The sequence below is a fragment of the Falsihalocynthiibacter arcticus genome (assembly GCF_000812665.2).
Taxonomy (GTDB): domain Bacteria; phylum Pseudomonadota; class Alphaproteobacteria; order Rhodobacterales; family Rhodobacteraceae; genus Falsihalocynthiibacter; species Falsihalocynthiibacter arcticus.
The window spans coordinates 3,617,558-3,641,815 of sequence record NZ_CP014327.1 but is presented as its reverse complement, the minus strand read 5'-3'; the positions used below and the strand labels follow the sequence as shown (position 1 = coordinate 3,641,815).

The window sequence follows — 24,258 nt, the reverse complement described above, 5'->3', positions numbered from 1 at the left end:
TCTTGGGTGGAGTTTCGTGCCAATTCATGGGGGGATGAAAATGTCAATCTGCACTCGTAAAGGGTTATTATACGAGGCGTTTTCGATCTGAGTTTTCGCGCTAAAGGTTCGGCTTTTGAGGTTACAGTAAAAAAATTATTGTTGACAAAAATCTTTATGCTAATAGCCTCGCCAGACTAAACAAAGTTCCTTGGGGGAGGTCGGTTTGTGAAGGCTGAAAGGCGCAAGGACGCAAATGAACTCGGACCGCGTATGCGTCGCCAGCGGCAACGTCTTTCGATGACGTTGCAGCAACTCGGGGCCGCGTCCGGTGTTTCCGTTGGATATATCAGCCAGTTGGAACGCGGAAACGCGACACCAACCCTAGGTACGCTTTCCCAAATTGCCGCAGCCCTCAACGTTGACCTCGACTATTTCATCCGCAAGCCGCAAGTCGCCGATAGCTTGACGCGCGCAGGCAGTCGTCCACGCTTCGCCACGGCTGGGTCCTCTATTGAATACGAACAGATCGGTGCGGATTTTCCGGGGCACGAGCTGACGTCTTTTGTGATGAATGTTCCCGCAGGATATGAATCCGAACTTGTGAAACACCTCGGTGAAGAGATCATTTATATTCTGGAGGGCGAGATTTCGCAGATGGTCGGTGGGCGCGAGTACATCATGTCAACCGGTGATAGTTTGCATTATCTTGGGGAGAAACCGCACAGTTGGTCCAACCGCACCCAAGAGCCCGCACGGATACTTTGGGTGGGGCGGATGCACTATCAAAAGTCCGACCAAATTCCACATATGGCCCCTGATATCACAGAGGCACTTCCCAATTTGGACCCGCAAAAAACCTCAGCATAGGGTCTGAAATGCGGCTGGAAAACCATGCCGCCAAAAACACTAAAAACGACAACCAAAGGGAGATACAACCAAATGACTTTTAAGTACAAAATCGCCACTGGCCTGCTTATGGCCACGATGGGCACCGCGGCTTCTGCGCAGTCGCTTGTCTATTGCTCCGAGGGTTCCCCCGAGGGCTTTGACCCAGCGCTTTTCACGGCGGGCACAACGTTTGATGCGTCCAGCCACCCAATCTATAACCGCCTGACAGAATTCAAAGTCGGCACAACTGAAGCCATTCCTGGTCTTGCCGAAAGCTGGGAAGTTTCAGAAGACGGGAAGACGGTCACGTTCCATTTGCGTCAAGGTGTGAAATTTCACAGCAACGACCAGTTCACTCCCACACGCGATTTCAACGCCGACGACGTGATTTTTACGTTTGATCGCCAAGGCAATGAAGCAAACCCATACAATGCCGTTTCCGGGGGGACTTGGGAATACTACAGCAGCATGTCGATGCCCGACCTGATCGATAGCATCGAAAAAGTTGATGATTACACCGTTGTGTTCAACCTCACGCGTCCAGAAGCACCGATCATTGCCAACATGGCGATGGATTTTGCGTCAATCGTTTCCAAGGAATATGCCGACGCAATGTTGGAAGCTGGTACACCAGAAATGTTGAACCAAGCGCCAATCGGCACGGGCCCATTCTCGTTCCAAGCCTACCAAAAAGATGCGGTTATTCGTTATCTACGCAACGACGATTATTGGGGCGACAACGCCAAAGTTGAATCGCTGATCTTTGCGATCACACCAGACGCTTCCGTGCGGTATCAAAAAGTTCAGGCAGGCGAATGCCATGTCATGGCCTATCCAAACCCTGCGGACGTTCAGGCGATGCAAGACGACAGCGGTGTTGTCGTTATGGAGCAAGAAGGCCTTAACGTGGGCTACCTCGCGTATAACACCAAGGTCGCGCCTTACGACAATGCCAATGTTCGCAAAGCGTTGAACATGGCAATCGACAAACAGGCGATTATTGACGTTGTGTTCCAAGGGTCTGGCCAAATTGCCAAAAACCCGATCCCACCAACGATGTGGTCTTATAACGACGCTGTTCAAGACGACAATTACGATCCCGAAGCAGCCAAAGCGATGTTGGAAGCCGAAGGTGTAACGGATCTGTCGTTGAAAATCTGGGCGATGCCCGTTCAGCGTCCCTACAACCCCAATGCGCGCCGTATGGCCGAACTCATGCAGGAAGACTTCTCCAAGATCGGCGTCGATGTCGAGATTGTTTCCTATGAGTGGGGTGAATACCTTGAGCGCTCAAAAGCCGAAGACCGTGATGGTGCCGTGCTCTTGGGTTGGACCGGTGACAACGGTGATCCCGACAACTTCCTTGCTGTTTTGCTCGGCTGTGACGGCGTCGGCAGCTCTAACCGCGCACAATGGTGTAACGAAGAGTTTGACGCGTTGATTCAAAAAGCAAAAGTTCTGCCAACACAGGCCGAACGTGCGGCGCTTTATGAAGAAGCACAGGTCATTTTCAAGGATCAAGCTCCTTGGGCAACTATCGCGCACTCGATGGTATTTATGACTATGCGTCCAGAAGTTGAAGGCTATGTTGTTCACCCACTTGGTGGCCACATCTTCAACCAAGTTGGCTTATCGAACTAAGCTCTCTAAACCCTTGGGGTGGCACAAAAATGTGCCGCCCCTTCTTCTCTCTTACCGTCGGAGCATCCCTTTTTGTCACACCCTCTGAACGATCGCCTATCCGCCTATGCCACTGTCGCCGCCGAGCTTGGTGTTGATGCCATTGCGTTGGTTCCTGGCCCCAATTTCACCCGTGTGGTTGAGCACAGTTTTATGAGCCACGAGCGGCCATTTGTACTTGTTGTTCCCGCAAACGGACCCGCCGCCGCCCTTGTGCCAAATCTTGAACTGGGCAGTTGGGAGCTTGTTGGTTTTGATGGTGCGGTCTTTGATTGGCGCGATCAAACGGGATATGACGAAGCCTTTGCGGGCCTGATGACCCATCTCAACATTTCGTCGCTTGCAGTCGAAGGGCAGGTCATGCGCGTCTTTGTGCATCACGCGTTGAAAAAGGCGCAGCCCGATCTGAAAATCCTCGATGGGGAGCGCGAAATCTCCGCCCTCCGGATGCTCAAAACACCAGCCGATATCGCCACCCTTCAGGAAGCCATCGACATTTCGGAACGCGCCTTGCATCGCACGCTTGCATCCGTAAAACTTGGCCAGACCGAAAAACAGATCGAACAAACCCTCGTGCAAAATCTGTTTGCCGAAGGGGCCGATGATCTCTCGTTTGCCCCGATTGTTGCCGCTGGCGATGGCTCTGCGCGCCCGCATGCCAAGGCGCGCCATGATTATCACGTCAAAGCGGGCGACGCGTTGCTGCTCGATTTTGGTGCCCGCAAGAACGGGTTTGCCGCCGATATTACCCGCACCGTTTTCCTTGATCACGTGACCGAGGAGGGGCGCGCCGTTTATGATACCGTGTTGCGCGCCAACCTTGCTGGCCTCGCGATCTCACGCGCAGGCGTCACCGCGCATGAGATTGATGATGTGGTGACAGGCGTGCTCGAAGCGTCGCCCTATGGCGATCGCATCCGCACAAAAACGGGCCACGGGCTTGGTCGCGAAGTGCACGAAGCCCCTTATATTATGCGCGGAAATCACGTGGCACTGCCCGCAGGGACCGTCTATACCAACGAACCCGGTCTGTACGAGATCGACAATTTCGGTGTGCGCATCGAAGATGACATTCTGATCACCGAAGACGGATACCAGCTTCTCACCCATTTCCCCAAAGAACTCATGGTGTTGTCATGTTGAACTATGTTCTAAGCAGACTACTGACATTCATACCAACGTTCATCGGTGTTACGCTGATTTCCTTCGGCTTTATCCGTGCCTTACCAGGCGATCCTATTGTGGTTATGGCGGGCGAACGCGGCATATCCGACGAGCGTTATGCGGAACTTTCTGCGCAATTTGGCTATGATCGGCCCATCTATGAGCAGTTTTGGGACTACCTCGTTGGGGTGCTTCACGGAGATTTAGGCACTTCGTTTGTGACCAAAAAGCCGGTGTGGGACGAGTTCTTCTCGCTCTTCCCTGCCACCCTCGAACTCTCGCTATGTGCGATGATATTTGCCATGGCTCTGGGATTGCCCGCAGGCGTGATTGCCGCCGTAAATCGCGGAAAATTCTTTGACCGTGCGCTGATGTCCACCGCTTTGGTCGGGTATTCCATGCCGATTTTCTGGTGGGCGCTTTTGTTGATCATCGTCTTCTCGGGTATGCTGCAATGGACCCCCGTTTCGGGCCGTATCGACCTGATCTATTACTTTCCCAACCCGACGGGCTTCATGTTTATCGACAGCCTTGCCTCGGGCCAGAAGGGCGCATTCATCTCGGCAGTCCGACATTTGATCTTGCCGACAATCGTGTTGGGAACCATCCCGCTTGCGGTCATCGCGCGCCAAACGCGCTCGGCGATGCTCGAAGTCTTGGGTGAAGATTATATCCGCACCGCCCGCGCCAAGGGCATGTCCCCTGGGCGGATCAACGGCATTCACGCGTTGCGCAACGCGCTGATCCCCGTCGTTACCGTCATCGGCCTGTCCGTCGGCACTCTTCTTGCAGGCGCGATCCTTACGGAAACGATTTTTAGCTGGCCGGGAATTGGCAAATGGATGGTCGACAGCATTTTCCGCCGCGACTACCCCGTTGTTCAGGGCGGCCTGTTGTTGATCGCCGTTATGGTCATGATCGTGAACCTCACCGTTGACATGCTCTATGGCATCATCAACCCTAAGATCAGGAAACGCTGATGGACGACGCCCTCTCTGTTGAGCCAGAAACTGCCGTGGAACGCCCCGGTCAGTTGCGCGAATTTTGGTTCTATTTCCGCGAAAACCGAGGCGCCGTGATTGGCCTCTATATCTTTGCGGTCTTCGCTTTTCTCGCTCTATTCGGCCCATGGGTCGCGCCCCATGACGCCACAGAGCAGTTCCGTGCCGCTACCTTACAGCCACCCGTCTGGCAAGACGGCGGCACATGGGAATTCATTCTTGGCACCGATCCTTTGGGCCGCGACATGCTCTCGCGCCTCATCGTTGGTGCTCGCTATTCGTTCTTTGTTGGCGTCGTCGTGGTGAGTATTGCCGCGTCGGGTGGCATCCTGATGGGCCTTATTGCGGGGTTTGCCCCCAAATGGCTCGACAGCATCATCATGCGGATTATGGACGTTATCCTTGCGTTTCCATCGTTACTTTTGGCGCTGGTGCTCGTTGCCATTCTCGGCCCATCCTTGACCAACGCGATGATCGCCATCGCTATTGTTCTGCAGCCACATTACGTGCGCTTAACCCGTGCTAGCGTGCTGTCCGAACGTCAAAAAGACTATGTAACCTCGGCGCGCGTTGTCGGGGCTGGGTATTTCCGGCTGATGTTTGTCACGGTTCTGCCCAATTGCCTCGCGCCGATTATCGTCCAAGCGGCGCTGTCCTTTTCGACTGCTATTCTTGACGCGGCGGCGCTTGGGTTCCTTGGGATGGGCGCACAGCCGCCAACCCCAGAATGGGGCACCATGTTGGCCGAAGCGCGGGAGTTTATTCTGCGGGCATGGTGGGTTGTGACCTTCCCGGGTCTTGCGATCCTTGTCACGGTTTTGGCCATCAATCTGATGGGCGACGGCCTGCGCGACGCGCTCGATCCTAAATTGAAGCGGAGCTAGACCATGGCCCTTTTACACATCCGAAATCTGAGCGTGTCTTTCGCCACAACCTCTGGTCAGTTCAAAGCCGTTGAAGCCGTGGATCAAGACGTCGCTACCGGCGAAATCCTTGCCATCGTGGGCGAGAGTGGCTCTGGAAAATCGGTGTCGATGTTGGCCGTGATGGGCCTGTTGCCTTGGACGGCCACGGTGACCGCAGACGAGATATCCTTCGACGGCCATGACCTGCTGACAATGGATCAACGGGCGCGGCGCAAGATTGTCGGCAACGACCTCGCGATGATCTTTCAGGAGCCGATGTCCTCGCTCAACCCGTGTTTTACAGTGGGCTGGCAGATCAAAGAGAGTTTGCGCGTCCACCTCAAACTTGATCGAAAAGCCCGCCATGCGCGGGCAGTGGAGTTGTTTGAACAGGTGGGAATTCCTGATCCTGAGCGTCGCCTTTCTGCCTATCCACATCAATTGTCGGGCGGCATGAATCAGCGGGTGATGATCGCGATGGCCATCGCCTGTAAACCCAAGCTTCTGATTGCGGATGAGCCAACAACTGCGCTCGATGTGACCATTCAAGCGCAAATTCTCGACCTGCTGGCCTCTTTGCGTGACGAGACGGGTATGGGCCTTGTGCTGATCACCCACGACATGGGTGTGGTTGCGGAAACGGCGGAGCGAGTGAGCGTGCAATATGCGGGCCAAAAGATCGAAGAGCAGCCGGTGCAACCGCTGTTTGATACGCCACATCACCCTTATACGGCGGCCTTGCTCGATGCCTTGCCGGAACGCGCCACAGAAAAACGTCTGCCCACAATTCCGGGCGTTGTTCCGGGGCAATTTGATCGTCCCTCAGGCTGTCTTTTCTCACCACGCTGTAAGTTCGCGAACGCGAAATGTAAGGCCGAAGCGCCTAAGCCCCTTGGCCTTGATCTGGGCTACGCGCGGTGTTTCTACCCTCTCAACTCTGAAGAAAGGGCTGTATCATGACGACCCCTGTATTGATCGCCAGCGCCCTTGAACGCCACTATGAAGTCAGCAGCGGCATGTTTCGCAAACCCAGCATTCTAAAGGCCGTTGGGGGTGTCGATTTTGAACTTTACGCGGGGAAAACACTGGCCATTGTCGGCGAAAGTGGTTGCGGGAAATCCACCCTCGCGCGCCTCGTTACGATGATCGAAGAACCCACCGCAGGAAAGCTGACCCTTGATGGCAACCCGATGTTACCTGAGGATTGGGCGGATTTGCGAAAATCGGTGCAAATTGTGTTTCAGGATCCTTACGGTTCGCTGAACCCACGTCAGCGCATTGGCGCAATTCTCGAAGAACCATTGAAGATCAACAATAAATCCATGCCCACCGAAGAACGCGAAGCCAAGGGGCGTGAAATGTTGAGGTTGGTCGGCCTAAGACCCGAACATTACGACCGCTACCCGCATATGTTTTCGGGTGGCCAACGCCAACGTATCGCAATTGCCCGCGCGCTGATGCTTGATCCAAAAGTGCTGGTGCTTGATGAACCCGTTTCCGCCCTTGATCTCTCGATCCAGAGCTCGATTTTGAACCTGTTGATGGACCTACAGGAACGCCTGCAACTGGCTTATTTGTTCATCAGTCACGACTTGGGCGTGGTGCGCCATGTGGCCGACGAAGTTATCGTGATGTACCTTGGTCGCGCGGTGGAAAAGGGCAGTAAAGAAGCGCTGTTTTCAAACCCTCAACATCCCTACACCGTTGCCCTGATGTCGGCCGCCCCTCAGGCCAATCCGTCCAAGGCAAAAAAGCGGATTAAACTCATGGGGGAGTTGCCGTCGCCGCTCAATATTCCCGACGGTTGCCCCTTTGCGCCGCGGTGTTGGAAGGTGCAGGATCGGTGCCGTTCCGAGCGGCCGGAGCTTGGCGGTGATGCGCATTCCTCGGCGTGTTTCTTTCCGGAACCTTAAGGTCCGTCGCGACCCGCGCGCATAACAACCTGTTTTTACCCCATGCCTTAATCCTCCGAATTGCGAGGACCTTAAGGCATGGTCGTGCATTGCCAAAATCAAAGTCGCAAACTGCGCAAGTTGGGTGTTGACCTTACCCTTACTGGAACCCTCATCACTACTCCAAAGAAGCGAATCAAGGAGACTGAAATGGCGGACGAAAATATTGTGACCTTATCCATCGAGGGAATGACCTGCGCGTCGTGTGTCGGTCGGGTTGAAAAATCCCTGAAGGCGGTTTCTGGTGTGTCATCGGCCGCTGTTAATCTTGCAAATGAGACGGCGCAGGTGCAGTTTTCGTCTCCCGCTGACCTTTCGGTTTTGACGCAAGCCTTGGAGGGCGCGGGCTACCCTGCAGTGACGGCAGAAGTAACTTTGGAGGTCGAAGGCATGACCTGCGCCTCTTGCGTGGGCCGTGTCGAACGGGGGTTGAAAGCGGCGACAGGTGCTTTGGATGCCTCGGTGAATTTAGCCACGGAAACGGCAACGCTGCGATATATCGTTGGGGCAACAACGCCCGCCGATTTGGCGCGCGTGGCAACCGGTTTGGGGTATCCTGCCAAAGTTAAGGCGGGGGTGGATGCGGAGAAAGCAGATCGCAAAGCCGCCGAAATTTCGCGTCTTGGGCGGTTGACGTTGATTGCCGCGCTGCTTGCTTTACCGGTTTTCATCCTCGAAATGGGCAGCCATGTCATTCCGGGAATGCATATGTGGGTCGAGCGCACAATCGGCCTGCAAACCAGCCGCATTGTGCAATTTCTCCTAACGACTGCTGTTCTGCTTGGGCCGGGATTACAGTTCTATACCAAAGGCTTCCCGCTGCTTCTTAAGGGGAAGCCGGACATGAATTCTCTGGTGGCCTTGGGCACCTCGGCGGCCTACGGGTTTTCACTGGTTTCGACATTTGCCCCAAAATTACTGCCGCAAGGGACTGCGAATGTATACTTCGAAGCGGCCGCTGTTATCGTTGTTTTGATCCTGCTCGGACGCTGGCTTGAGGCCCGCGCCAAGGGGCGCACAGGCGAAGCAATCCGCAAGCTTGTCGGGTTGCAAGCCAAAGAAGCGCGGGTGGAACGCAATGGCGAGGTCGTTGAGTTGCCCATTGACGAGATCGCCGTAGGCGACGTCATCCATCTGCGACCCGGTGAAAAGATCGCGGTCGACGGCGAGGTTTTGAGCGGCACGTCCTATGTGGATGAAAGCATGATCACTGGCGAACCCGTGCCCGTGGAAAAATCCGAAGGCGCAATGGTCGTCGGAGCGACGGTCAACGGGGCAGGGGCTTTGACCTTTCGCGCGACGAAAGTTGGCGCCGATACCATGCTTGCGCAGATCATCGCGATGGTCGAGCGAGCGCAGGGAGCCAAACTGCCGATCCAAGGCGCGGTCGATAAAATTACCGCATGGTTCGTGCCTGCTGTGATCGCGGCGGCGGTTGTTACAATCGCGGTCTGGTTGATCTTTGGTCCGTCGCCCGCATTGAGTTACGCGATTGTCGCGGGGGTCGCGGTTTTGATCATCGCCTGTCCCTGTGCGATGGGATTGGCGACGCCAACGTCCATTATGGTGGGCACGGGGCGCGCGGCTGAAATGGGCGTGTTGTTTCGCAAAGGCGATGCGTTGCAATCCTTGCAAGAGGTCAAAGTTGTGGCGCTTGATAAGACGGGAACATTGACGGCGGGACGCCCTGAATTGACCGATTTGGTGATTGCAGCCTCGTTTGTAGAGTCCGAAGTTTTGCGCCTTGTGGCCGCTGTGGAAACCCAGTCTGAACATCCTATCGCCGCGGCCATCGTGCGGGCTGCGACCACGCGCAAGTTGGACATTCCTACCGTAGACACGTTTGCCTCGATTACCGGTTTTGGGGTCAGTGCGAGCGTGGAAGGCCACAACATTCTGGTCGGGGCGGATCGCCTCATGCGGCGTGACGGGATCGACATGGGCGATTTTGCCGATACCGGCGCGGCGCTTGGAAAAAAAGGACGCTCACCGCTTTATGCCGCTATTGACGGACGGATTGCTGCCGTCATCGGTGTGTCAGATCCGATCAAGCCCACCACCCCCGCCGCCATTGCCGCGCTGCACGACTTGGGCCTGACTGTGGCGATGATAACGGGCGACAACCAAGGCACAGCCGACGTGATTGCCCGTGAGTTGGGAATTGATATCGTCGTGGCCGAAGTCTTGCCTGAGGGCAAAGTCGATGCGCTTAAAGCCTTGCAAAAACAGGGGAAACTGGCGTTTGTGGGCGACGGAATTAACGACGCACCCGCCTTGGCCCAAGCGGATGTGGGGATCGCTATTGGCACAGGCACGGATGTGGCCATTGAAACGGCGGATGTGGTTTTGATGTCTGGAGAGCTAACGGGTGTGGTCAACGCGTTTGATATTTCGGGGCGGGTGATGCGCAATATTCGCCAGAACCTGTTTTGGGCGTTCGGCTATAATACTTTGCTCATCCCTGTGGCCGCAGGGGCCTTGTACCCAGCGTTTGGCGTGATGCTCTCGCCCGTTCTGGCGGCGGGTGCCATGGCGTTTTCAAGCATTTTTGTGCTAAGCAATGCGTTGCGGTTGCGGTGGGTGAAGCCTGCGGTGGCAACAACCACACCCCCGCAAGCAGCCGCGCTTGCCCCCCGCAAAACTGCTCAAGCGGCGTGATCTGGAGGATCTTATGAACCTGAATATCGGCGATGTTACTAAACACACAGGCCTGCCTGCGAAAACCATCCGTTACTATGAGGATATCGGTCTTGTGCGGCCTTTGCGCGACACCAATAATTATCGGGTTTTTCGCGAGACAGACCGGCATAAACTGACCTTTTTGGGGCGCGCGCGGGCGTTGGGATTTACCATCGGCGAGTGTCGCACGCTCTTGGCGCTTTATGAGGACTCGGGCCGCGCGAGTGCCGATGTAAAGGCGATTGCGCAACAGCATTTGCAGGAGATTGAGGCTAAGATTACCGACCTTCAAGCGATGCATGCCACCTTGACGCATTTGTCAAAGGAATGCGCGGGGGACCACCGCCCTGATTGCCCGATTTTGGAAGGGTTGAGTGGTCCGGCCTTGGATTAAACGCCATCTGGAAATTCGTGCATTTTGGGATGTGCATGTTCGTTTTTTACGCAAGATCCGTGAACCATTTGTGGTTTACGGACTTGATATCTTCGATATGGATTAAAATGCGAGACAAGTGTTTCGTGATGGCCTCGGCGACTGCATCCGCATCACTTTCGGAAATGGCTTTAAATATTTCGACATGTTCTTTTAGGACAAATTCTTGCGACGAGGAGTCGAGAGTGAGCATGCGAACGCGATCCATATGCGCTTTATTCTCAAGGATGAGGTCCCAAACATATCCAACACCGGCAAGATTGCATATTTCGCGGTGAAATTGGTCATCCAGCAAGTGAAATAGCTCGCGATCCTGCGCATCATAGGCGGCCCGTTGTTTTTCTATCAGGTTTGACAGGACGTTTATCCCCACGTCGGTGCATTTCTCGCAGGCGGTTCTACAGGTATGTATTTCCAATGCCGTGCGAATAAACCTTGCGCGCAAAACGGCTTTTCTGAAATCAAACTGACTTTCGTGCTGCTTTGCGGGCGGATAGAGAGGAAGCCGAGCATTGCCAAACGTTTGAACGCTTCGCGCACAGGTTGACGTGACACGCTCATTTTCTGTGCGACGTCCGTTTCGGAAACCTTCGTGCATGGGGCGAGTTTAAGCGTCAAAATTTGATGCTGAAATGCGTCGAAAACTTGGTCGGCGACCGTGGGAATCCGGTGCAGACGTTTGAGGACTTCCGCATGATCAGGACGTTGTTTGTCTCGGCGGCTCCGCGTCTTATCCTTGTGGCGATCATTTTCAGCGGCGTGTGGTCGGGTGTTTTCACAGCCTCTGAATCCTCAAATATCGCCGTGGTTTACGCGCTTCTTGCGACCTTCTTTGTCTATATAGCAGACTAAGTTGGCATGACTTTGTCGAGGAACCTTTCGCCGCTGTGCGCACCACCGCAATGGTGTTGATGATGATCGGATGCGAGGCTTCATTTGGGTGGTTTCTGGCCTATACCAAGGTGCCTGCGTCTATGGCGGCGTTGTTGGTTAGCCAACTCTTTGCCCGTTGCACGACAGACGAATGCTTGCATTCGTTGTAAGTGGCGATTCCATGTCAGGGATTTATAGAGCCTCACGAGGCGACCTTTGGGATGATATTATGAGACCTGTGAGGACGCTTACAGCGTCTTTGTTCGCAACTTTGACCAGCAATGGTGCCTGCCAACTGCGGGGTAAACCGAATTGTTGGTCCCCTTTTGATCGAGATGGCCGCCTTGTTTGAACCTGAATTTGGCGCACATCGTGTAAACACTCATCAGCGAAATTATCTTGGAAATAATTGGTTTTTCTACAAAAGTAACTGGCGGAGAGACAGTCCGTTGATAAATACGCGTATTTTTAATTTTTACATTTAATTACAATATTTAGATGGATTTTTTGCGTACTGCAGTCTGCAAGATACGACCCAAAGCGCGATTTGACGTCGCAGGTAGTGGAACGGTTGAACGCACTTCTTTTGATCATCAATCAAGCGGTGAACGAGTACCTGCTCTGGGGGCTGGCGATTGATCGGCAAATTCAGGTCTGGTGCGTTGATATCACCTACATCCCTCGGGTGCGCTCGCTAAAGCGTGCCGCCCGTGATCCAAATGCTGCGGCCAAAGGGAATAGATTGATCAAAGGCGGCTCGTTTATGTGTCATATAAGCTATTGTTTTAGAATAGAATAGCTGCAAGAACGTCGAATACACCGGACAGTTCGAGTTCCCATACGGGGTTTAGGGTTGTTTATGATGCGCCGCCGGAGGCCTTAGAAATCTTGCGCTGACCGCAGCGTGACCCAAGATATAGTGAAACGCGGGAAATGAATTGCCGCTGGGCGGGCGCTATCCAGCGTGAGCAAGGTCTAACTTCCACAAAAGCGCAATTGAGCCCCCCGCCCAGAAAAGCAGGCGGGGGGCTTACTCGCTTACTAATTATACCCTTTAAGGTCTTTCACACCCGCCGGAATGTTCGGGTACTTTTTCACGCTCTCTTCGTATTTTCCTACAGCTGTGAGCATCGGGTCAAAGAGCCAAGCCATGGTCAGTGTCGTGGTCCACAAGTTGAAATCCTCATGTGGGTCACTTGACAGGTCAAAGAACAACGGCAGTTGTGGCACGATGTAAGCCTGATCAATGGCTTCCAATGCTGGCCCTGCGGTCATGCGTTGGATCATTTTGTAGTTGCGCCATTTTACAGACATCAACTCACCGTCTGTCCCAAAGAACATATAGTCCTCGCGGCCAGTGGTTTTGCTTTTGCCGAGCAAGAATTCAGAAATGTCCTTGCCATCGATGGGGCGATCCGTGGGGACCAGTTTCGACGCACCAACAAGGGAGGCCAGTGTTGGCATCCAGTCAACTGCGGCAAACATTTGGTCGGTCACCTGACCTTTGGCGAATTTACCAGGCCAGCGCACAATTGCGGGTACGCGCATGCTGCCTTCGAAAGGTGTGTAGAAGAAATCGCCGCGGAATGGACCGTTAGAGCCGCCATTCGCGCCAGCGCCGCCAGAAAGACCACCCGTGGCGTTATCACTGCTTAGAACAACGATGGTGTTGTCTTCGACGCCAGCTTCTTTGATGCCATCAAGCACCTGACCGACACGATAGTCCATCTCGGCGATACAGTCGGAATACATCCCGCCGCGCTCAGGCGACGTGCCGACGAAGGCCGGATTACACTGGATCGGGGGGGCATCTCGGAGTAGCCAAGATAGACGAAGAAAGGCTTGTCTTCCGCCGCTTGTTTCTTGATAAACGCAACCGTTTTCGGAATGAGGTAGTCGGCGTCGATAACGGGCCGCACCTTCATATCCAAATCCATCGCAGGCTTGGATTCCTCACCTTTTTTGCCTTCTAGGACATGTGGCGGGACGTTGAGCAATTCCGTCTTCCCCTCTTTGGCGAGGATTTCTTTCGCCATCAAGTCGTACATCGGATAGCTGGTAAAGCCGGACTGATCCCAACTGTTGGGGATGCCCCACCACTCGTCAAAGCCCTGATCGTTGGGCAAGCGGCCTTGCACGTTGCCCAGATGCCATTTGCCGTAAAGCGCGGTGGCATAATCGGAATCCGAGAGCAATTCCGCGATTGTGTATTCCCAAGGCACCATGCCGTCTTGGCCACCGGGGGGCGGTAGCACGGAATAGGTGCCGGAGCGGACAGGATGACGGCCCGTCATGATTGCCGAACGCGATGGCGTGCACTGAACTTCGACATTGTAGTTGGTAAAGCGGATGCCTTCGCTGGCAAGCTCATCAATACGTGGCGTAGCGGTCGTGCCGCCATAAACACGGTTTGAAATTTTGCTTCACTGATGAAACAATGAGGCGAAAATTATTTCAAACGAAACCAGATATCGTAATTCGTCGCGCGGGCATTGTGACACATGTAATCGACACCAAATGGAAGCGAACTTCTGCTAATGTGGACGACCCTAAACTGGGCGTTTCACAAAGCGATGTCTACCAGATGATGGCTTATGGACAGCTTTACAATACACCGCGGCTTACGCTTCTGTATCCACATCATTCGGGTCTAGGCGGAGAGGAACATGTTCACACTCGACATCGAATAAACGGCCTCGCCACTTTCTTAGAAACTGCAAGCATCGATGTTGCAAACGGTGGTAGCGTTCTTGACAGTCACCGGTCTGCTACTTGTTAGCAGACCGGTGACTATGGCAACAATTTGACAAAGTTTTAGCTGTGTCAGAGTTAATCAACTTTGGCGGCCTATTCGCTCCTTCAATGGAGCGACGGGCCTGCCTTAGTATGATTTATAGCCGCGTCAATCGCGCGGCCTAAGGTATCCGCAACTTTAAGTAGCAGGGTCGGCGTCGATGTGTGGGTAGCGTGCTGTTGTTTGTGTATGTCCTAGCAACCGCCCGATGATGGGGAGGCTATCGAACGTGCTTTTGGCTCATGTAGAAGGAAATGAAGTTCGTCGCGCTTATGCACGCGGGGCATTTTGGAATGAGCGTGTGGAAATGTCAGAATGGTGGGCTGCATTTTTGGACGAATTGCGAGCGGGTTAGAAGTTTGTAACGTTGCCTGCAGGTCTGGGAATGTCGTTTGGTCTGTTAAGCAAACGTATGAGTTATGGTCAACACTGCGAGATGCACAAATAGTAGTTCCGGCCCAAAGCATGCGTAATTGGGCCACTGGGGTCAGGCGTTAAATTCCGGCCTCAACCCAAAGTTTCCGGTCAGGGACCGTGCAGCATGTCAGGAAATGGCCTCTAGGGACTTCATTTATCTATTGGGCTCAATTCGGGATATCTTTGCCGTCCTCAACATGCGGTGACCAATAATAATATTGGTCACCGCAATTTTTGATTATACTTCAGCCAATAGCTGCGCGCATTCTTCCGCAACTCCTGGTGTTGGCTCATCACTTCCCGAGAAGGTCGCCCAACCAGCGTCCTCCAGTAGATTGTCCCTTTTGTAGCTTGATTCAGCCAAAAGCTCCGTCATGTTGGCAGTTGCCTGAGAGTCCGCTTGGAAATTTTTAACGCAAATCGGAGCCAGAGCGGCGACGACCGCAGCAGACGTTTCGGTGGCACTTTGCTCAGCGGCGGTGCTGCCCAAAGTCCAGCCACCCCAACCAAATCCGACACCTATTGCGACAACTGCACCAAGGCCGAAGCCCTGTAATAGTCGTGTAAGTGACTCGCCTTGGATCGCTGCTGGAAGTTCCATGTAATATACCTTTCGTCCGATTTCTCGGATCATCTGGAGCAGCAGCCGTAAAGCGTGCCAAACCAAATTTTTTTGGAAATAGTCATGCGTGCCAGATACGACATCGCATCTCCAAACGCCTACCGCGAATGCTCGACAAAGTACACCTCAGCGCGATTTTCGGAAAAATTGTTTAAAATCCTGTTTCAAACGGAGCCAGCCATGATGCTGCGCGATCCACGAATGGCTGGTTTAGAAAAGCTGGGTCGCGGCATGGGATCGACTAGTGACAATGGTGCAGGTTTCAGCCCTCTTTCAAGATCTTTGATCAGGGCTTTGCAAAGGGCAATTTCTGCGCTGGCCGTCATTAATGCATGACGCAGCTAGTGGCAGATTCGAGCCCAGACTTCCGAAAACCATAGGCGGAACGAATGGCTGCCAATGTGTTTTAGCTCCTGTTTAATTATTGATGCGTGAAAGGCCCGCCCATAAATCCAGTCGTTCAACGCATTCACAAAATCCGCAGCTTTGCCGTGTTAATTCAAATTGGTGGATCTAGCTCGACTTAATCACATACCTAACGGAAAGTGTTGTCCCAATTTTGCGGATTTCAAACTGATTGAGATTGCCCACAAGCTCGCTAAGCTTCTTGTAACCATAAGTACGGGTGTCAAAGTCTGAATTCGCGGCCATGATTTGTTTGCCCAGTGCTGAGAGCGAGTACCAATCATCGTCCTGTTCGATTTTATCCATTGCGGCAACGATCAGCGGCGCCGCACCTTTTGCCGGAAGTTTTGTGCTTTTCGTTTGCTTCCCATCTATGGTTGAGGCCGGTTCTTCTATGAGGTTCTCAATAAACACGAAACGGTTACAGACGTTGCGTAGGCTTTCAGGCGTTTTACGTTCACCAATGCCGATAACCTGCAGGCCTTGTTCGCGGATACGGTTTGCAAGAGCTGTAAAATCGCTGTCAGAACTCACCAGAACAAACCCGTCAAAACGAGTGGTGTGTAAAATGTCCATCGCATCAATGACCAAGCCAATATCACTGGCATTTTTACCTTTGGTGTTTGCAGTTTCTTGATGCGCCACCAAACCGTGTTCCCGAACGGTTTCTGCCCAGCCTCGGAGTTGTTCGCTAGACCAGTCTCCATAAACACGGCGTAACGCTGGCTCCCCAAAGGTTTTGATTTCTTTTAGGATTACTTCAGCATGCTTAGCTGGGATGTTGTCTGCGTCGATAAGGACTGCGTAAATTGGTTGGTTTCGCGCGAGCATTTGATCTCCTTGGTCACATCCTGAATGTAGGGCTGTGACGCTATGTATTTCCCATTCGCACCAAGTCTTCAAGCCTTCCTACACCAGACATTGGTAGGCAGGCGATAATAGCTGCCGTTGACGCATTTTCAGTGAACAGCCGAAAAATCCGCAGAGAAGACCTCTGTGCACACCGCAGCGAAAGTCTGCTTCCCGTTTGAGAGCACTGTATAGATCGCGCGTTCGCTTTTTTACCAATTCTTCTAGACAGTCAGGGTCGCCGAAGGCTTTTTTGTCCAACTGCATAGCGATCAGATGCCTCTTGCGTGAACAAGATTGCCCCGACGAAAGTGCCGTCGTTGTGCATTGGATGAAACCTCAAGTCGACATAAAGAGGGCTGTCGAAACCCCGTCCAAACAGTGCCTAGACTGACAGCCGCAAAGGTTGCCCGTCAAGAACCTTCGCCACGCCCTCCGGCACCGATGCAATATCTGTCTGACGTCAGCGCCTAATCTGATTGCAAAAGGCACATTCGGCATGGTTGGAGGCGAGCGGCATGGTTGGAGGCTAGGGGGACATAGTAAGTTGTCATAGTTGAGGGCTGCATTACGCTGGAATATGCCTCGTCCAATAAAAGGGGTGTTTCAGAGAGTTGGAGGTCCGAAACGCCCCTTTAGAGAAGCCGACATTCGTAAGCTATTTTCATTCCGCATCACCGTATTTTGGAGTGCTAACGGTAGTTAGTCGATTGTGGAAGCAAGGACCTCAATCCGATAAGTGATGATCGCGCGTAAGCCTCTATGGGAGGCCCAGCGCTTGTTTCTTATCCGTCGCCCATTTCATGATAACCACATCAAAAGTAAGCGCCATAAGCGATACACAGATACCAAGGACAAAGTTTTTTCCAAGGTCCGTTCCCGCCAGAGTGCGTTGCAATTCTTGTCCCAAATCTTGGGTGCCAATGAAGGCCGCGATTATGACCATAAAGAACGCGAACATAATCGCTTGGTTAAACCCAACAGCCATAGTTGGCAGAGCCAAAGGCAATTGGACATTTACCAACTTCTGCATGCGGGTTGCACCGGCCATGTCGGCCGCCTCGGTCATTTCGGGCGGCACGGTGCGCAGCCCTTCGATCGTATAGCGGGTTAGCGGCACCATTGCGAAGATCAAGATCGAGCCTACAACTGCAGTGGCTGTAATCCCAAATAACATGATCGCGGGGATCAGGTAGATGAAGCTCGGGAATGTTTGCGCCGTATCGCAGGCGATCAGTATCCGGCGCGACCATTTATCAGACTTCGATGCCCAAATCCCAAGCGGGATGCCGATAAACATCGCTATCGAAACGGCGGCCAACACCGAATATAAAGTGATTATGGACCGATCCCACCAGCCTGAAAGGGCAATCAGACTAAAGAAAATTGCGGCGATGATGCCCTGACGGCGCCCGCCCAACCAGATTGCAAACGCCACGACAATCATGATCATTGCAGGTGTCGGGATCGACAACATGAAGTCGCGAAATGGGTTCAAAACCCACACATTCAAGACATAACGAATGCCGTAGGTGACGTTTTGTACGCCATCGAAAGCGAGGAACCCTTTGATGAGGCTATCTAATTCTTTACCTTGGCTAAAGTCTTGTCCTCGTTCTAAGGCTCCTGCAATGGGCACAGCCTTTGAGAGCAGGGTGAAGCCAACAAAGATGCAAAATGCCGATACTAGCGTCTTATGACGGCTGAGCCATGACGCTCCCTTTTCGAAATGCACGGGCTGTTTGATGGCCCATGCTTTGGACATACGATCTAGGGTCACGGCAAGGAGTACGATTGTGATACCAATCTCAAACGACCGTCCCAGCTTAAAACTACCCATCATCGCCAGTAGTTTTGCACCAAGGCCGGGCATTCCGATGAAAGCCGTCAAAACGACCATCGCCAGACACAGCATTATGACTTGATTGACGCCAACCAAAATATCGCCCCGAGCTGATGGGATATAAACGTGTCGCAGCATTTGAAATCTGGAGCAGCCCGCCATTTTTCCTGCTTCGACAACTTCAAGAGATACCTTTTGCAGTCCCAGCGTCGTCATCAGGATCATTGGCGGAATGGCATAAACGATGGTGGCCACGGCCCCCGCTGTTGGCCCGACCTTAAAGAAGATTACGGCAGGCAACAGGTAGGTGAAAAACGGTAGCGTTTGGAGGACGGATAAAACCGGTTTGATGGCCTTATTGACCCATTCATACTTCCAAGCGGCAATGCCGAATGACAGGCCGATGGAAAAAGCCAACGGTGCAGCTACGACCAGAACCGACATGGTCTCCATCGCGATTTTCCACTGGCCAATCAACGCCGTCCAAACGAATGTGCCTCCGGCCAATAAAGCTAAACGCCACCCCCCAAGGTAATAGCCGATCACGGCTGCAACCCCCGCAACCGCGCTCCAAGGCATGGGGCCTAAGTTGGGCCAGCGGCGTTTGCCATAGAAAATATTACCCGTGGTATCGAGGACATTCTCCAAGCCTCCCGTTAGGAAGCGTGTAAGTTTGAGCAACCCAAGATCGTCTTTAACAAAGTTGAAAACCACGTCGAGCCATGCCGCAAATGGCGGGATCATTGTTTCGGGGACGCGGTACAGCCATGCAGGCAAAAGAGCTGCATATTGAAAGGCCGTGAGTATCAATGCAACGGCAAGAAACAGTATTGCTGCACGGTTGCAAGTCATTGATTTGGAAGTCACCTTCGTTAAGGCATCCATTACTGATCCCCCAATAAAACGTCCAGAGCTTCAGCGCGGGACAGCGCACCAATCGGTTTTCCGGCGCGGGTGACAGGAATGAAATCGCGGGTATCATCGACCAACATACGGGCCATTTTACGAACTGTTTGGGACGCATCCACAGGATCACCGATGCCAGTTTGACCGACTTCTGCCAACCCACCAGCGCGAACCACGCGCGCCTTGTCGACGTCTTCGGTAAATTTCCGCACATACTCGGTGGCAGGTTTTAGAACGATTTTATCGGGTGTGTCACATTGCTCGATCGCGCCATCCTTCATGATGGCAATACGGTCGGCAAGGCGCAGGGCCTCGTCAAAATCATGGGTGATAAACACGATGGTTTTGTTGAGTAATTGTTGCAGGCGTAGGAATTCGTCCTGCATTTCTTTGCGGATCAGGGGATCAAGCGCAGAGAAGGGCTCGTCCAAAAACCAGATATCGGGCTCAATCGCCAAGGACCGAGCGATGCCAACGCGCTGCTGCTGTCCGCCAGATAACTCGCGCGGGAAGAAATCCTCGCGGCCCTCTAAGCCTACGAGTTTGATAACCTCTAACGCGCGTTCGCGTCGGGTGTGTTTGTCTTGGCCACGCATTTCAAGCGGGAAGGCAACATTGTCGAGTACAGAACGGTGCGGCAGCAAGCCAAAAGATTGAAACACCATTCCCATCTTTGAGCGGCGCAGATCAATGAGGTCTTTCTCGGCCAGGGACATGATGTCCTGCCCTTCAATCTCGATCGTGCCGCTTGTAATCTCATGCAGGCGAGAAAAACAGCGAACCAGCGTGGATTTTCCAGACCCCGAAAGGCCCATGATTACCAGCATCTCGCCCTTGTTCACATCAAGCGATACGTCTTTGACGCCTGCGATGTAACCGTCTTCACGCATGTCATCGAAGGTCATATCGGGAGGCAGTTTGGCAAGGTATCCTTCGGGGTCGGTCCCAAAAACTTTCCAAATATTTTTGCACGATATGACGGGGCGTTCAGACGACATGATATTCCTCAGATATAGAAAGACCCCGCCCAGTACTTGACCGGACGAGGGAAAATTTACTCAAACGAAGGGGGTTATTTAACCCAAGAAGCCCAGACATCGGGGTTTGCTTCCAGCCATACTTCGGCTGCTTCTTCTGGCTCCAGCTCATCGATGTCGACGAGTTTTGCCATTTCAGCAATTTGTGGGTTGGTGAACGAGACAGCCTCCAGTGTCGCATAAGCGGCTGGCCACTTGTCTTCCATCCCGTCCCATGCTGCTTTCTTTAGGTAACCCGTCGCTGGGTTGCCGCAATCGAAGAGCGCGTCAGGGTTTGGACCCACGGATGGGTCCGTGTCACAGCCTTCTTCCCAAGCTGGAAACTCAACAAATTCACCAGGCCAAACGGCTTCAGCAAAGTTTGGTGTCCAGTTAAAAACAACGATTGGCTTTTTGTCGGCTTCAGCAGCACCGATTTCGGCCCACAATGCCGCGGCGGAACCTGCGTTCACGACAACAAAGTTCATATCCAGTGATGCAACGCGTTCTTGACCATGCTTGAGCCAGTCAACGGGCCCATCAAGATAACGCCCTTTGTCACCAGTTTCGGGGGTGGCGAACAAGGCTGCGCATTCGTTCAGTGCTTCCCATGAGGGCAGACCTGGGCATGCATCTTTGGTCCACATTGGGTACCACCAGTCTTCGCGTGTCACAGCATCATGGTCACCTACATCAACGATGCCGCCTTTTTCCATGGCTGCACGGAAGGACGCGCCAAACGCACCCTCCCAGACTTCGAGTTCCATTGTGACATCCCCAAGGCGCACAGATTCATAAACCGCTTGGCTGTCTGTTGTGACGTACTCAACATGGGCGCCCTGAGTTTCGAGGATTTGACCAACAACGTTGGACATTACGATTTGGCTGGACCAGTTGTGAATTGGAATGACGATTGGATCGCTGCTGTCGGCGTGGGAGTCAGCAAATGCTGACAGGGGCGCAAGTGCTAAAACACCTGCGGTTAACGCTGTAGTCATCGTTTTCATTGTCATTTACTCTCTACTCTGTTTTCAGAGCGTTTTCAGGTTCCCAATGAGGGGCCCGAATTGGTTTGTTTCGGCTTGGCGCTTGGATGCAAACGCACGCATTTTCGCCGCCTTTTCGTTAGAAAAGGCGATGTAAAGCGCAACAAAAAGATGCCAAAAGCATCTTTTCATGTGCCGTCAGTCGATGTCAGTCGTTAATGTGCTTCCGCGGTCACTTTGGGACGCGTAAACACCAGCTTGCATTTTACGATTTTGAGGCGGATGGGCGCTCAATAGAACTCGGTAACTTATCAAAAAAAGCTGACAAATTTATGCAACCGACTGAACACACTACATGTATCATTAGAGCCGTGGCGTAAAGCGTTAGTATGCTAAGCCGCCGCGAAGGGCTGCTTTCCCTCTTCCTTGAACGCTGTGGTTTCTTAGCCAATGCTGGTCGCGGCGCTATTGCGACGAAGGACAGATTTGTCACCAAACTGTAAATGTTCGGCGCGTAACAGGGACTTTACAGTCGGCGGTGTTTGCGAAGTGAATATGGCAGCCATCGGCGTTACTCTCACCCCCACTCTTAGTTGCCACGTTGTTTGGCATCACATCCACTTGAAAATAATACACGAAATGGCTGATTACACTCCCCCGAAAGTCTGGACATGAGATGCCGAATGCGGCGGAGATTGGGCCAAGATCAACCGAACGATTGCTGGTGCAACGCGGTTATTTCTCGACCCCAATGAAGCGCATTTCTACAGATTGCCATGTCAATGAAACAAGGTTTAAACTTTGAGACGAACGGCAATAGCCCTGCGCGTCCCGATGGCCTTTTGAATAGGACCTCTTCGCTTTCGGTGATCCCGCGAACTTGAAAACGTTCCTGATCAACCTCTCAGCGATTGTGCTGCAATCTCCTGCTGCTCAATGGATCTAGGCCAATTGTGGTGACTTGCATGGGGTGGTTCCGCTCATAAGCGGATATCGATATCTGCATTGTTGCGCATTGCGCCGTCGGTTGAAGCGGGCGCCATCCACCCCATCAGCTTGCCGCCGTTACTTCCACCGACACGAACGTGCCGGACTTGCTGTTCATGGGAAGATCAACTGCTACCATTCGTTCACCGTGCAGCATTTTTATTAACTGGGTGGCGGATGTGAGGAAATAAAGCTTGTCGCCAGCACTTGGTTCATCGCAAGGATAATCCTTGCAATCAAGAACTAACAGATACCGCCCAGCGGAGTTATTCCTCTGGGCGGTCCTAAATTAGTTGGTCACACGCTCAGCAGCGGGAGCTTTCCAGTCGCCATTCAAAGCGTCCTCCTTGGGCCAGTAAAGGCGCAGGATGGACCAGAAGGGACCTTTTGGCGCGGGCAGCCAATTCGCTTCCTTGTCTTTCCCTGGCGACTCGTTCTGAATGTAGAATGTTATGCCACCGTCGGCATCTTTGACGAATTGCGGTAGCATCGGTGAGTTCAGAAGGTAGCGGTTGATCGGATTATCCACGAGCAAGCTTGCGGGGAGGTCATACATAGTCAGAGACCAGAATGAGTTTACTGGAGGAAGCTGGCCCGCTGGAAAATGCACCGTATAGCGGTTTGCTCCATCTAATTTCTCACCTTTGCTGTCGACGCTATAGACCGGATACATTGCTTCCTGTTTCGTATTCCCGTAGATGCCCAGAATAGCGGCGGCCATGCGATACAGATAGTTGTTCTTCAAAAACGCGCGGGTCCCGAAGAGATCGCCGGATGTCACTTCTCCTGTATCGATCTTTTGCTTATTGAATTCTACGAATTCAGCCATGCCGTCGGCCATACCGTTTTGGATTGCCGTTTTTGTCTCAGGCGAGAGGGAATCTGCATCGAATTTCTGTCCGGGGCCGACACCAATCTTGGCGAAGCGCGCCATCAGTTCGACTTCCGAAGGGACGGTTGGGGCGTAGTTCAAGTTGAAGTTCAAAATGTCAAAGAACGCCAGCGAGGTCTCTTCTTCGGCCTTCGTCAGCGGCTTGATGAAATCTATGACCGGTGCCGCGGTGGGGGCAGGTTGGCCAAGAAACGTCGAAAGGGGTTCGACCTTATATTCTGACTGGATTTTGATCACATTGTCGATATCGGCGGGATCAATCAACTGTGTCCGATATTGCGCCATTCCAAATTCTGTTTCGGAGTGAAAAACCTTATCTACACCTTCGGGCATTTCGCCCTTCCAGTTAGGTCCCGCAACCACGAACACGCCTCCATCGTTACCTGTAGCGCGGCTGCCGATGTAATCGAAATTGAAGGTATAGGCATCAATCATCTGAACGCTGAAATAACGGTCCTTTTCCATCGCGGGCACGGTGAAAACCAGTGGCTCGGTGCGCAAGTCCATACCGACGTAAGAATAGGGCGTATCTGAGTTTGGTGTTTGGATCGTCGTGTCGGCTGGAGTATAGACGCGCGAGATGTTTTTGAGTTCGTTCCAAGGAGCCTTAAAGGCTGGATCGTTCTTGTCCGCGAAGAAGGCATATTGGACGCGGTAACTGTCGACCACGGGGTAGCCGTAGATATAGGCATCCTTGGCGATTTCACGCGCTTCTGCTGGCGTGACGTCCTGAGCGTAGGCCACAGGCGCAAGGAGGGCAGCGGCTGTCACAACCGCCGCGAAGTTGAGTTTTGATATATTCACTGAAAATACCTCATTTGAATTTCCTAAATAGAGCGACCATTACTGACTATGCCCCGTATAGAAGTGCATCAAGAGAATAAAAGTGGATCGGCTCGTCTGAACTGGGTCCGAGCCTTGCCAAGGTGGATTTCCGCTTGAAATGACGATTGGGGCGGCTATTTGATCAGTACAAGCGACACC

The 24,258-nt window shown here is 52.9% G+C and carries 24 protein-coding genes; 14 read left to right on the top strand and 10 right to left on the bottom strand.

The window, feature by feature from the left end; translation table 11 throughout:
- Positions 1 to 207: 207 nt before the first annotated feature.
- The 9 genes from RC74_RS17860 to cueR all read left to right on the top strand — a co-directional run bounded on the left by RC74_RS17860 (position 208) and on the right by cueR (position 10,645).
- Complete coding sequence (locus RC74_RS17860) at positions 208 to 849, top strand: helix-turn-helix domain-containing protein (RefSeq protein WP_039000895.1); 642 nt, start codon at positions 208 to 210, stop codon at positions 847 to 849.
- 72 nt (positions 850 to 921) lie between these two features.
- Positions 922 to 2,511, top strand: a complete 1,590-nt coding sequence (locus RC74_RS17855; protein ID WP_039000907.1) for an ABC transporter substrate-binding protein — start codon at positions 922 to 924, stop codon at positions 2,509 to 2,511.
- Between the two features lie 72 nt (positions 2,512 to 2,583).
- A complete protein-coding gene (locus RC74_RS17850; RefSeq protein WP_039000893.1) occupies positions 2,584 to 3,693 on the top strand; it encodes a M24 family metallopeptidase in 1,110 nt (369 codons plus the stop codon).
- Entirely contained in the window at positions 3,687 to 4,694 is a 1,008-nt protein-coding gene (locus RC74_RS17845; RefSeq protein WP_039000892.1) for an ABC transporter permease subunit, read from the top strand. Before RC74_RS17850 ends, RC74_RS17845 begins: the two co-directional genes overlap by 7 nt.
- Positions 4,694 to 5,599 (top strand): ABC transporter permease subunit, encoded by a 906-nt coding sequence (locus RC74_RS17840; protein WP_039000890.1) that lies wholly within the window; start codon positions 4,694 to 4,696, stop codon positions 5,597 to 5,599. The genes RC74_RS17845 and RC74_RS17840 overlap by 1 nt, the downstream gene beginning before the upstream one ends.
- Positions 5,600 to 5,602: 3 nt before the next feature.
- The gene (locus RC74_RS17835) at positions 5,603 to 6,580 is read left to right on the top strand and encodes an ABC transporter ATP-binding protein (RefSeq protein WP_039000889.1); all 978 of its coding nucleotides are present in this window, start codon (positions 5,603 to 5,605) and stop codon (positions 6,578 to 6,580) included.
- Positions 6,577 to 7,533: an ABC transporter ATP-binding protein gene (locus RC74_RS17830; RefSeq protein WP_039000888.1), complete on the top strand. Its 957-nt coding sequence runs from the start codon at positions 6,577 to 6,579 to the stop codon at positions 7,531 to 7,533. The genes RC74_RS17835 and RC74_RS17830 overlap by 4 nt, the downstream gene beginning before the upstream one ends.
- A gap of 189 nt (positions 7,534 to 7,722) precedes the next feature.
- Entirely contained in the window at positions 7,723 to 10,230 is a 2,508-nt protein-coding gene (locus RC74_RS17825; protein ID WP_039000906.1) for a heavy metal translocating P-type ATPase, read from the top strand.
- Between the two features lie 19 nt (positions 10,231 to 10,249).
- Positions 10,250 to 10,645, top strand: coding sequence for a Cu(I)-responsive transcriptional regulator (gene cueR, locus RC74_RS17820; protein WP_039000905.1), 396 nt, complete (start codon positions 10,250 to 10,252; stop codon positions 10,643 to 10,645).
- 46 nt (positions 10,646 to 10,691) lie between these two features.
- Here cueR and RC74_RS23195 read toward each other — a convergent pair whose 3' ends face one another.
- Both RC74_RS23195 and RC74_RS23190 read right to left on the bottom strand, forming a co-directional pair.
- Positions 10,692 to 11,057, bottom strand: a complete 366-nt coding sequence (locus tag RC74_RS23195; protein WP_236939973.1) for an FCD domain-containing protein — start codon at positions 11,055 to 11,057, stop codon at positions 10,692 to 10,694.
- A complete protein-coding gene (locus RC74_RS23190; RefSeq protein ID WP_236939972.1) occupies positions 11,048 to 11,302 on the bottom strand; it encodes a GntR family transcriptional regulator in 255 nt (84 codons plus the stop codon). The genes RC74_RS23195 and RC74_RS23190 overlap by 10 nt, the downstream gene beginning before the upstream one ends.
- A 75-nt stretch (positions 11,303 to 11,377) precedes the next feature.
- Between RC74_RS23190 and RC74_RS22580 the strand changes: the two genes are divergently transcribed.
- The 3 genes from RC74_RS22580 (at position 11,378) to RC74_RS22615 (ending at position 12,356) form a co-directional block, all read left to right on the top strand.
- Positions 11,378 to 11,536, top strand: a complete 159-nt coding sequence (locus tag RC74_RS22580) for a hypothetical protein (RefSeq protein WP_169798753.1) — start codon at positions 11,378 to 11,380, stop codon at positions 11,534 to 11,536.
- Positions 11,537 to 11,571: 35 nt separating this feature from the next.
- Complete coding sequence (locus tag RC74_RS22575) at positions 11,572 to 11,727, top strand: hypothetical protein (RefSeq protein ID WP_169798752.1); 156 nt, start codon at positions 11,572 to 11,574, stop codon at positions 11,725 to 11,727.
- Between the two features lie 401 nt (positions 11,728 to 12,128).
- The gene (locus RC74_RS22615; RefSeq protein WP_179946742.1) at positions 12,129 to 12,356 is read left to right on the top strand and encodes a hypothetical protein; all 228 of its coding nucleotides are present in this window, start codon (positions 12,129 to 12,131) and stop codon (positions 12,354 to 12,356) included.
- A 242-nt stretch (positions 12,357 to 12,598) separates the two neighbouring features.
- On the opposite strand, the gene RC74_RS23365 is transcribed toward RC74_RS22615, so the two are convergent.
- Together RC74_RS23365 and RC74_RS23360 are read right to left on the bottom strand one after the other, a co-directional pair.
- The gene (locus RC74_RS23365; RefSeq protein WP_082802354.1) at positions 12,599 to 13,309 is read right to left on the bottom strand and encodes a sulfatase-like hydrolase/transferase; all 711 of its coding nucleotides are present in this window, start codon (positions 13,307 to 13,309) and stop codon (positions 12,599 to 12,601) included.
- The gene (locus RC74_RS23360) at positions 13,210 to 13,908 is read right to left on the bottom strand and encodes a sulfatase-like hydrolase/transferase (protein WP_250637071.1); all 699 of its coding nucleotides are present in this window, start codon (positions 13,906 to 13,908) and stop codon (positions 13,210 to 13,212) included. Before RC74_RS23360 ends, RC74_RS23365 begins: the two co-directional genes overlap by 100 nt.
- Positions 13,909 to 13,994: 86 nt before the next feature.
- Between RC74_RS23360 and RC74_RS21915 the strand changes: the two genes are divergently transcribed.
- The gene (locus RC74_RS21915) at positions 13,995 to 14,336 is read left to right on the top strand and encodes a 5-methylcytosine restriction system specificity protein McrC (protein ID WP_082802352.1); all 342 of its coding nucleotides are present in this window, start codon (positions 13,995 to 13,997) and stop codon (positions 14,334 to 14,336) included.
- 670 nt (positions 14,337 to 15,006) lie between these two features.
- Here the strand turns inward: RC74_RS21915 and RC74_RS17785 are convergent.
- Positions 15,007 to 15,369, bottom strand: a complete 363-nt coding sequence (locus RC74_RS17785; protein ID WP_039000872.1) for a hypothetical protein — start codon at positions 15,367 to 15,369, stop codon at positions 15,007 to 15,009.
- An 84-nt stretch (positions 15,370 to 15,453) separates the two neighbouring features.
- Here RC74_RS17785 and RC74_RS17780 point away from each other — a divergent pair, with 84 nt between their 5' ends.
- Positions 15,454 to 15,726, top strand: a complete 273-nt coding sequence (locus RC74_RS17780) for a hypothetical protein (RefSeq protein WP_039000871.1) — start codon at positions 15,454 to 15,456, stop codon at positions 15,724 to 15,726.
- Positions 15,727 to 15,903: 177 nt separating this feature from the next.
- Here RC74_RS17780 and RC74_RS17775 read toward each other — a convergent pair whose 3' ends face one another.
- The 5 genes from RC74_RS17775 to RC74_RS17755 all read right to left on the bottom strand — a co-directional run bounded on the left by RC74_RS17775 (position 15,904) and on the right by RC74_RS17755 (position 24,078).
- The gene (locus RC74_RS17775; protein WP_039000869.1) at positions 15,904 to 16,626 is read right to left on the bottom strand and encodes an NYN domain-containing protein; all 723 of its coding nucleotides are present in this window, start codon (positions 16,624 to 16,626) and stop codon (positions 15,904 to 15,906) included.
- A 778-nt stretch (positions 16,627 to 17,404) separates the two neighbouring features.
- Positions 17,405 to 19,339, bottom strand: a complete 1,935-nt coding sequence (locus RC74_RS17770) for an ABC transporter permease (protein WP_236939971.1) — start codon at positions 19,337 to 19,339, stop codon at positions 17,405 to 17,407.
- 32 nt (positions 19,340 to 19,371) lie between these two features.
- On the bottom strand, positions 19,372 to 20,391 hold the full coding sequence (locus RC74_RS17765) for a quaternary amine ABC transporter ATP-binding protein (RefSeq protein WP_039000865.1): 1,020 nt from the start codon (positions 20,389 to 20,391) through the stop codon (positions 19,372 to 19,374).
- 74 nt (positions 20,392 to 20,465) lie between these two features.
- Positions 20,466 to 21,416, bottom strand: a complete 951-nt coding sequence (locus tag RC74_RS17760) for an ABC transporter substrate-binding protein (RefSeq protein WP_039000884.1) — start codon at positions 21,414 to 21,416, stop codon at positions 20,466 to 20,468.
- Between the two features lie 1,255 nt (positions 21,417 to 22,671).
- Positions 22,672 to 24,078 (bottom strand): DUF1254 domain-containing protein, encoded by a 1,407-nt coding sequence (locus RC74_RS17755; RefSeq protein WP_039000863.1) that lies wholly within the window; start codon positions 24,076 to 24,078, stop codon positions 22,672 to 22,674.
- Positions 24,079 to 24,258: the final 180 nt, after the last annotated feature.

Bases quoted from the DNA above. Each gene is read 5' to 3' on its own strand.
- RC74_RS17855 (WP_039000907.1), top strand. From the start codon at position 922: ATGACTTTTAAGTACAAAATCGCCACTGGCCTGCTTATGGCCACGATG.
- RC74_RS17845 (WP_039000892.1), top strand. From the start codon at position 3,687: ATGTTGAACTATGTTCTAAGCAGACTACTGACATTCATACCAACGTTC.
- RC74_RS17840 (WP_039000890.1), top strand. From the start codon at position 4,694: ATGGACGACGCCCTCTCTGTTGAGCCAGAAACTGCCGTGGAACGCCCC.
- RC74_RS17835 (WP_039000889.1), top strand. From the start codon at position 5,603: ATGGCCCTTTTACACATCCGAAATCTGAGCGTGTCTTTCGCCACAACC.
- RC74_RS17830 (WP_039000888.1), top strand. From the start codon at position 6,577: ATGACGACCCCTGTATTGATCGCCAGCGCCCTTGAACGCCACTATGAA.
- RC74_RS17825 (WP_039000906.1), top strand. From the start codon at position 7,723: ATGGCGGACGAAAATATTGTGACCTTATCCATCGAGGGAATGACCTGC.
- RC74_RS22580 (WP_169798753.1), top strand. From the start codon at position 11,378: ATGATCAGGACGTTGTTTGTCTCGGCGGCTCCGCGTCTTATCCTTGTG.
- RC74_RS23365 (WP_082802354.1), bottom strand. From the start codon at position 13,309: ATGTATTCCGACTGTATCGCCGAGATGGACTATCGTGTCGGTCAGGTG.
- RC74_RS21915 (WP_082802352.1), top strand. From the start codon at position 13,995: ATGAGGCGAAAATTATTTCAAACGAAACCAGATATCGTAATTCGTCGC.
- RC74_RS17785 (WP_039000872.1), bottom strand. From the start codon at position 15,369: ATGGAACTTCCAGCAGCGATCCAAGGCGAGTCACTTACACGACTATTA.
- RC74_RS17780 (WP_039000871.1), top strand. From the start codon at position 15,454: ATGCGTGCCAGATACGACATCGCATCTCCAAACGCCTACCGCGAATGC.
- RC74_RS17775 (WP_039000869.1), bottom strand. From the start codon at position 16,626: ATGCTCGCGCGAAACCAACCAATTTACGCAGTCCTTATCGACGCAGAC.
- RC74_RS17770 (WP_236939971.1), bottom strand. From the start codon at position 19,339: ATGACTTGCAACCGTGCAGCAATACTGTTTCTTGCCGTTGCATTGATA.
- RC74_RS17765 (WP_039000865.1), bottom strand. From the start codon at position 20,391: ATGTCGTCTGAACGCCCCGTCATATCGTGCAAAAATATTTGGAAAGTT.
- RC74_RS17760 (WP_039000884.1), bottom strand. From the start codon at position 21,416: ATGAAAACGATGACTACAGCGTTAACCGCAGGTGTTTTAGCACTTGCG.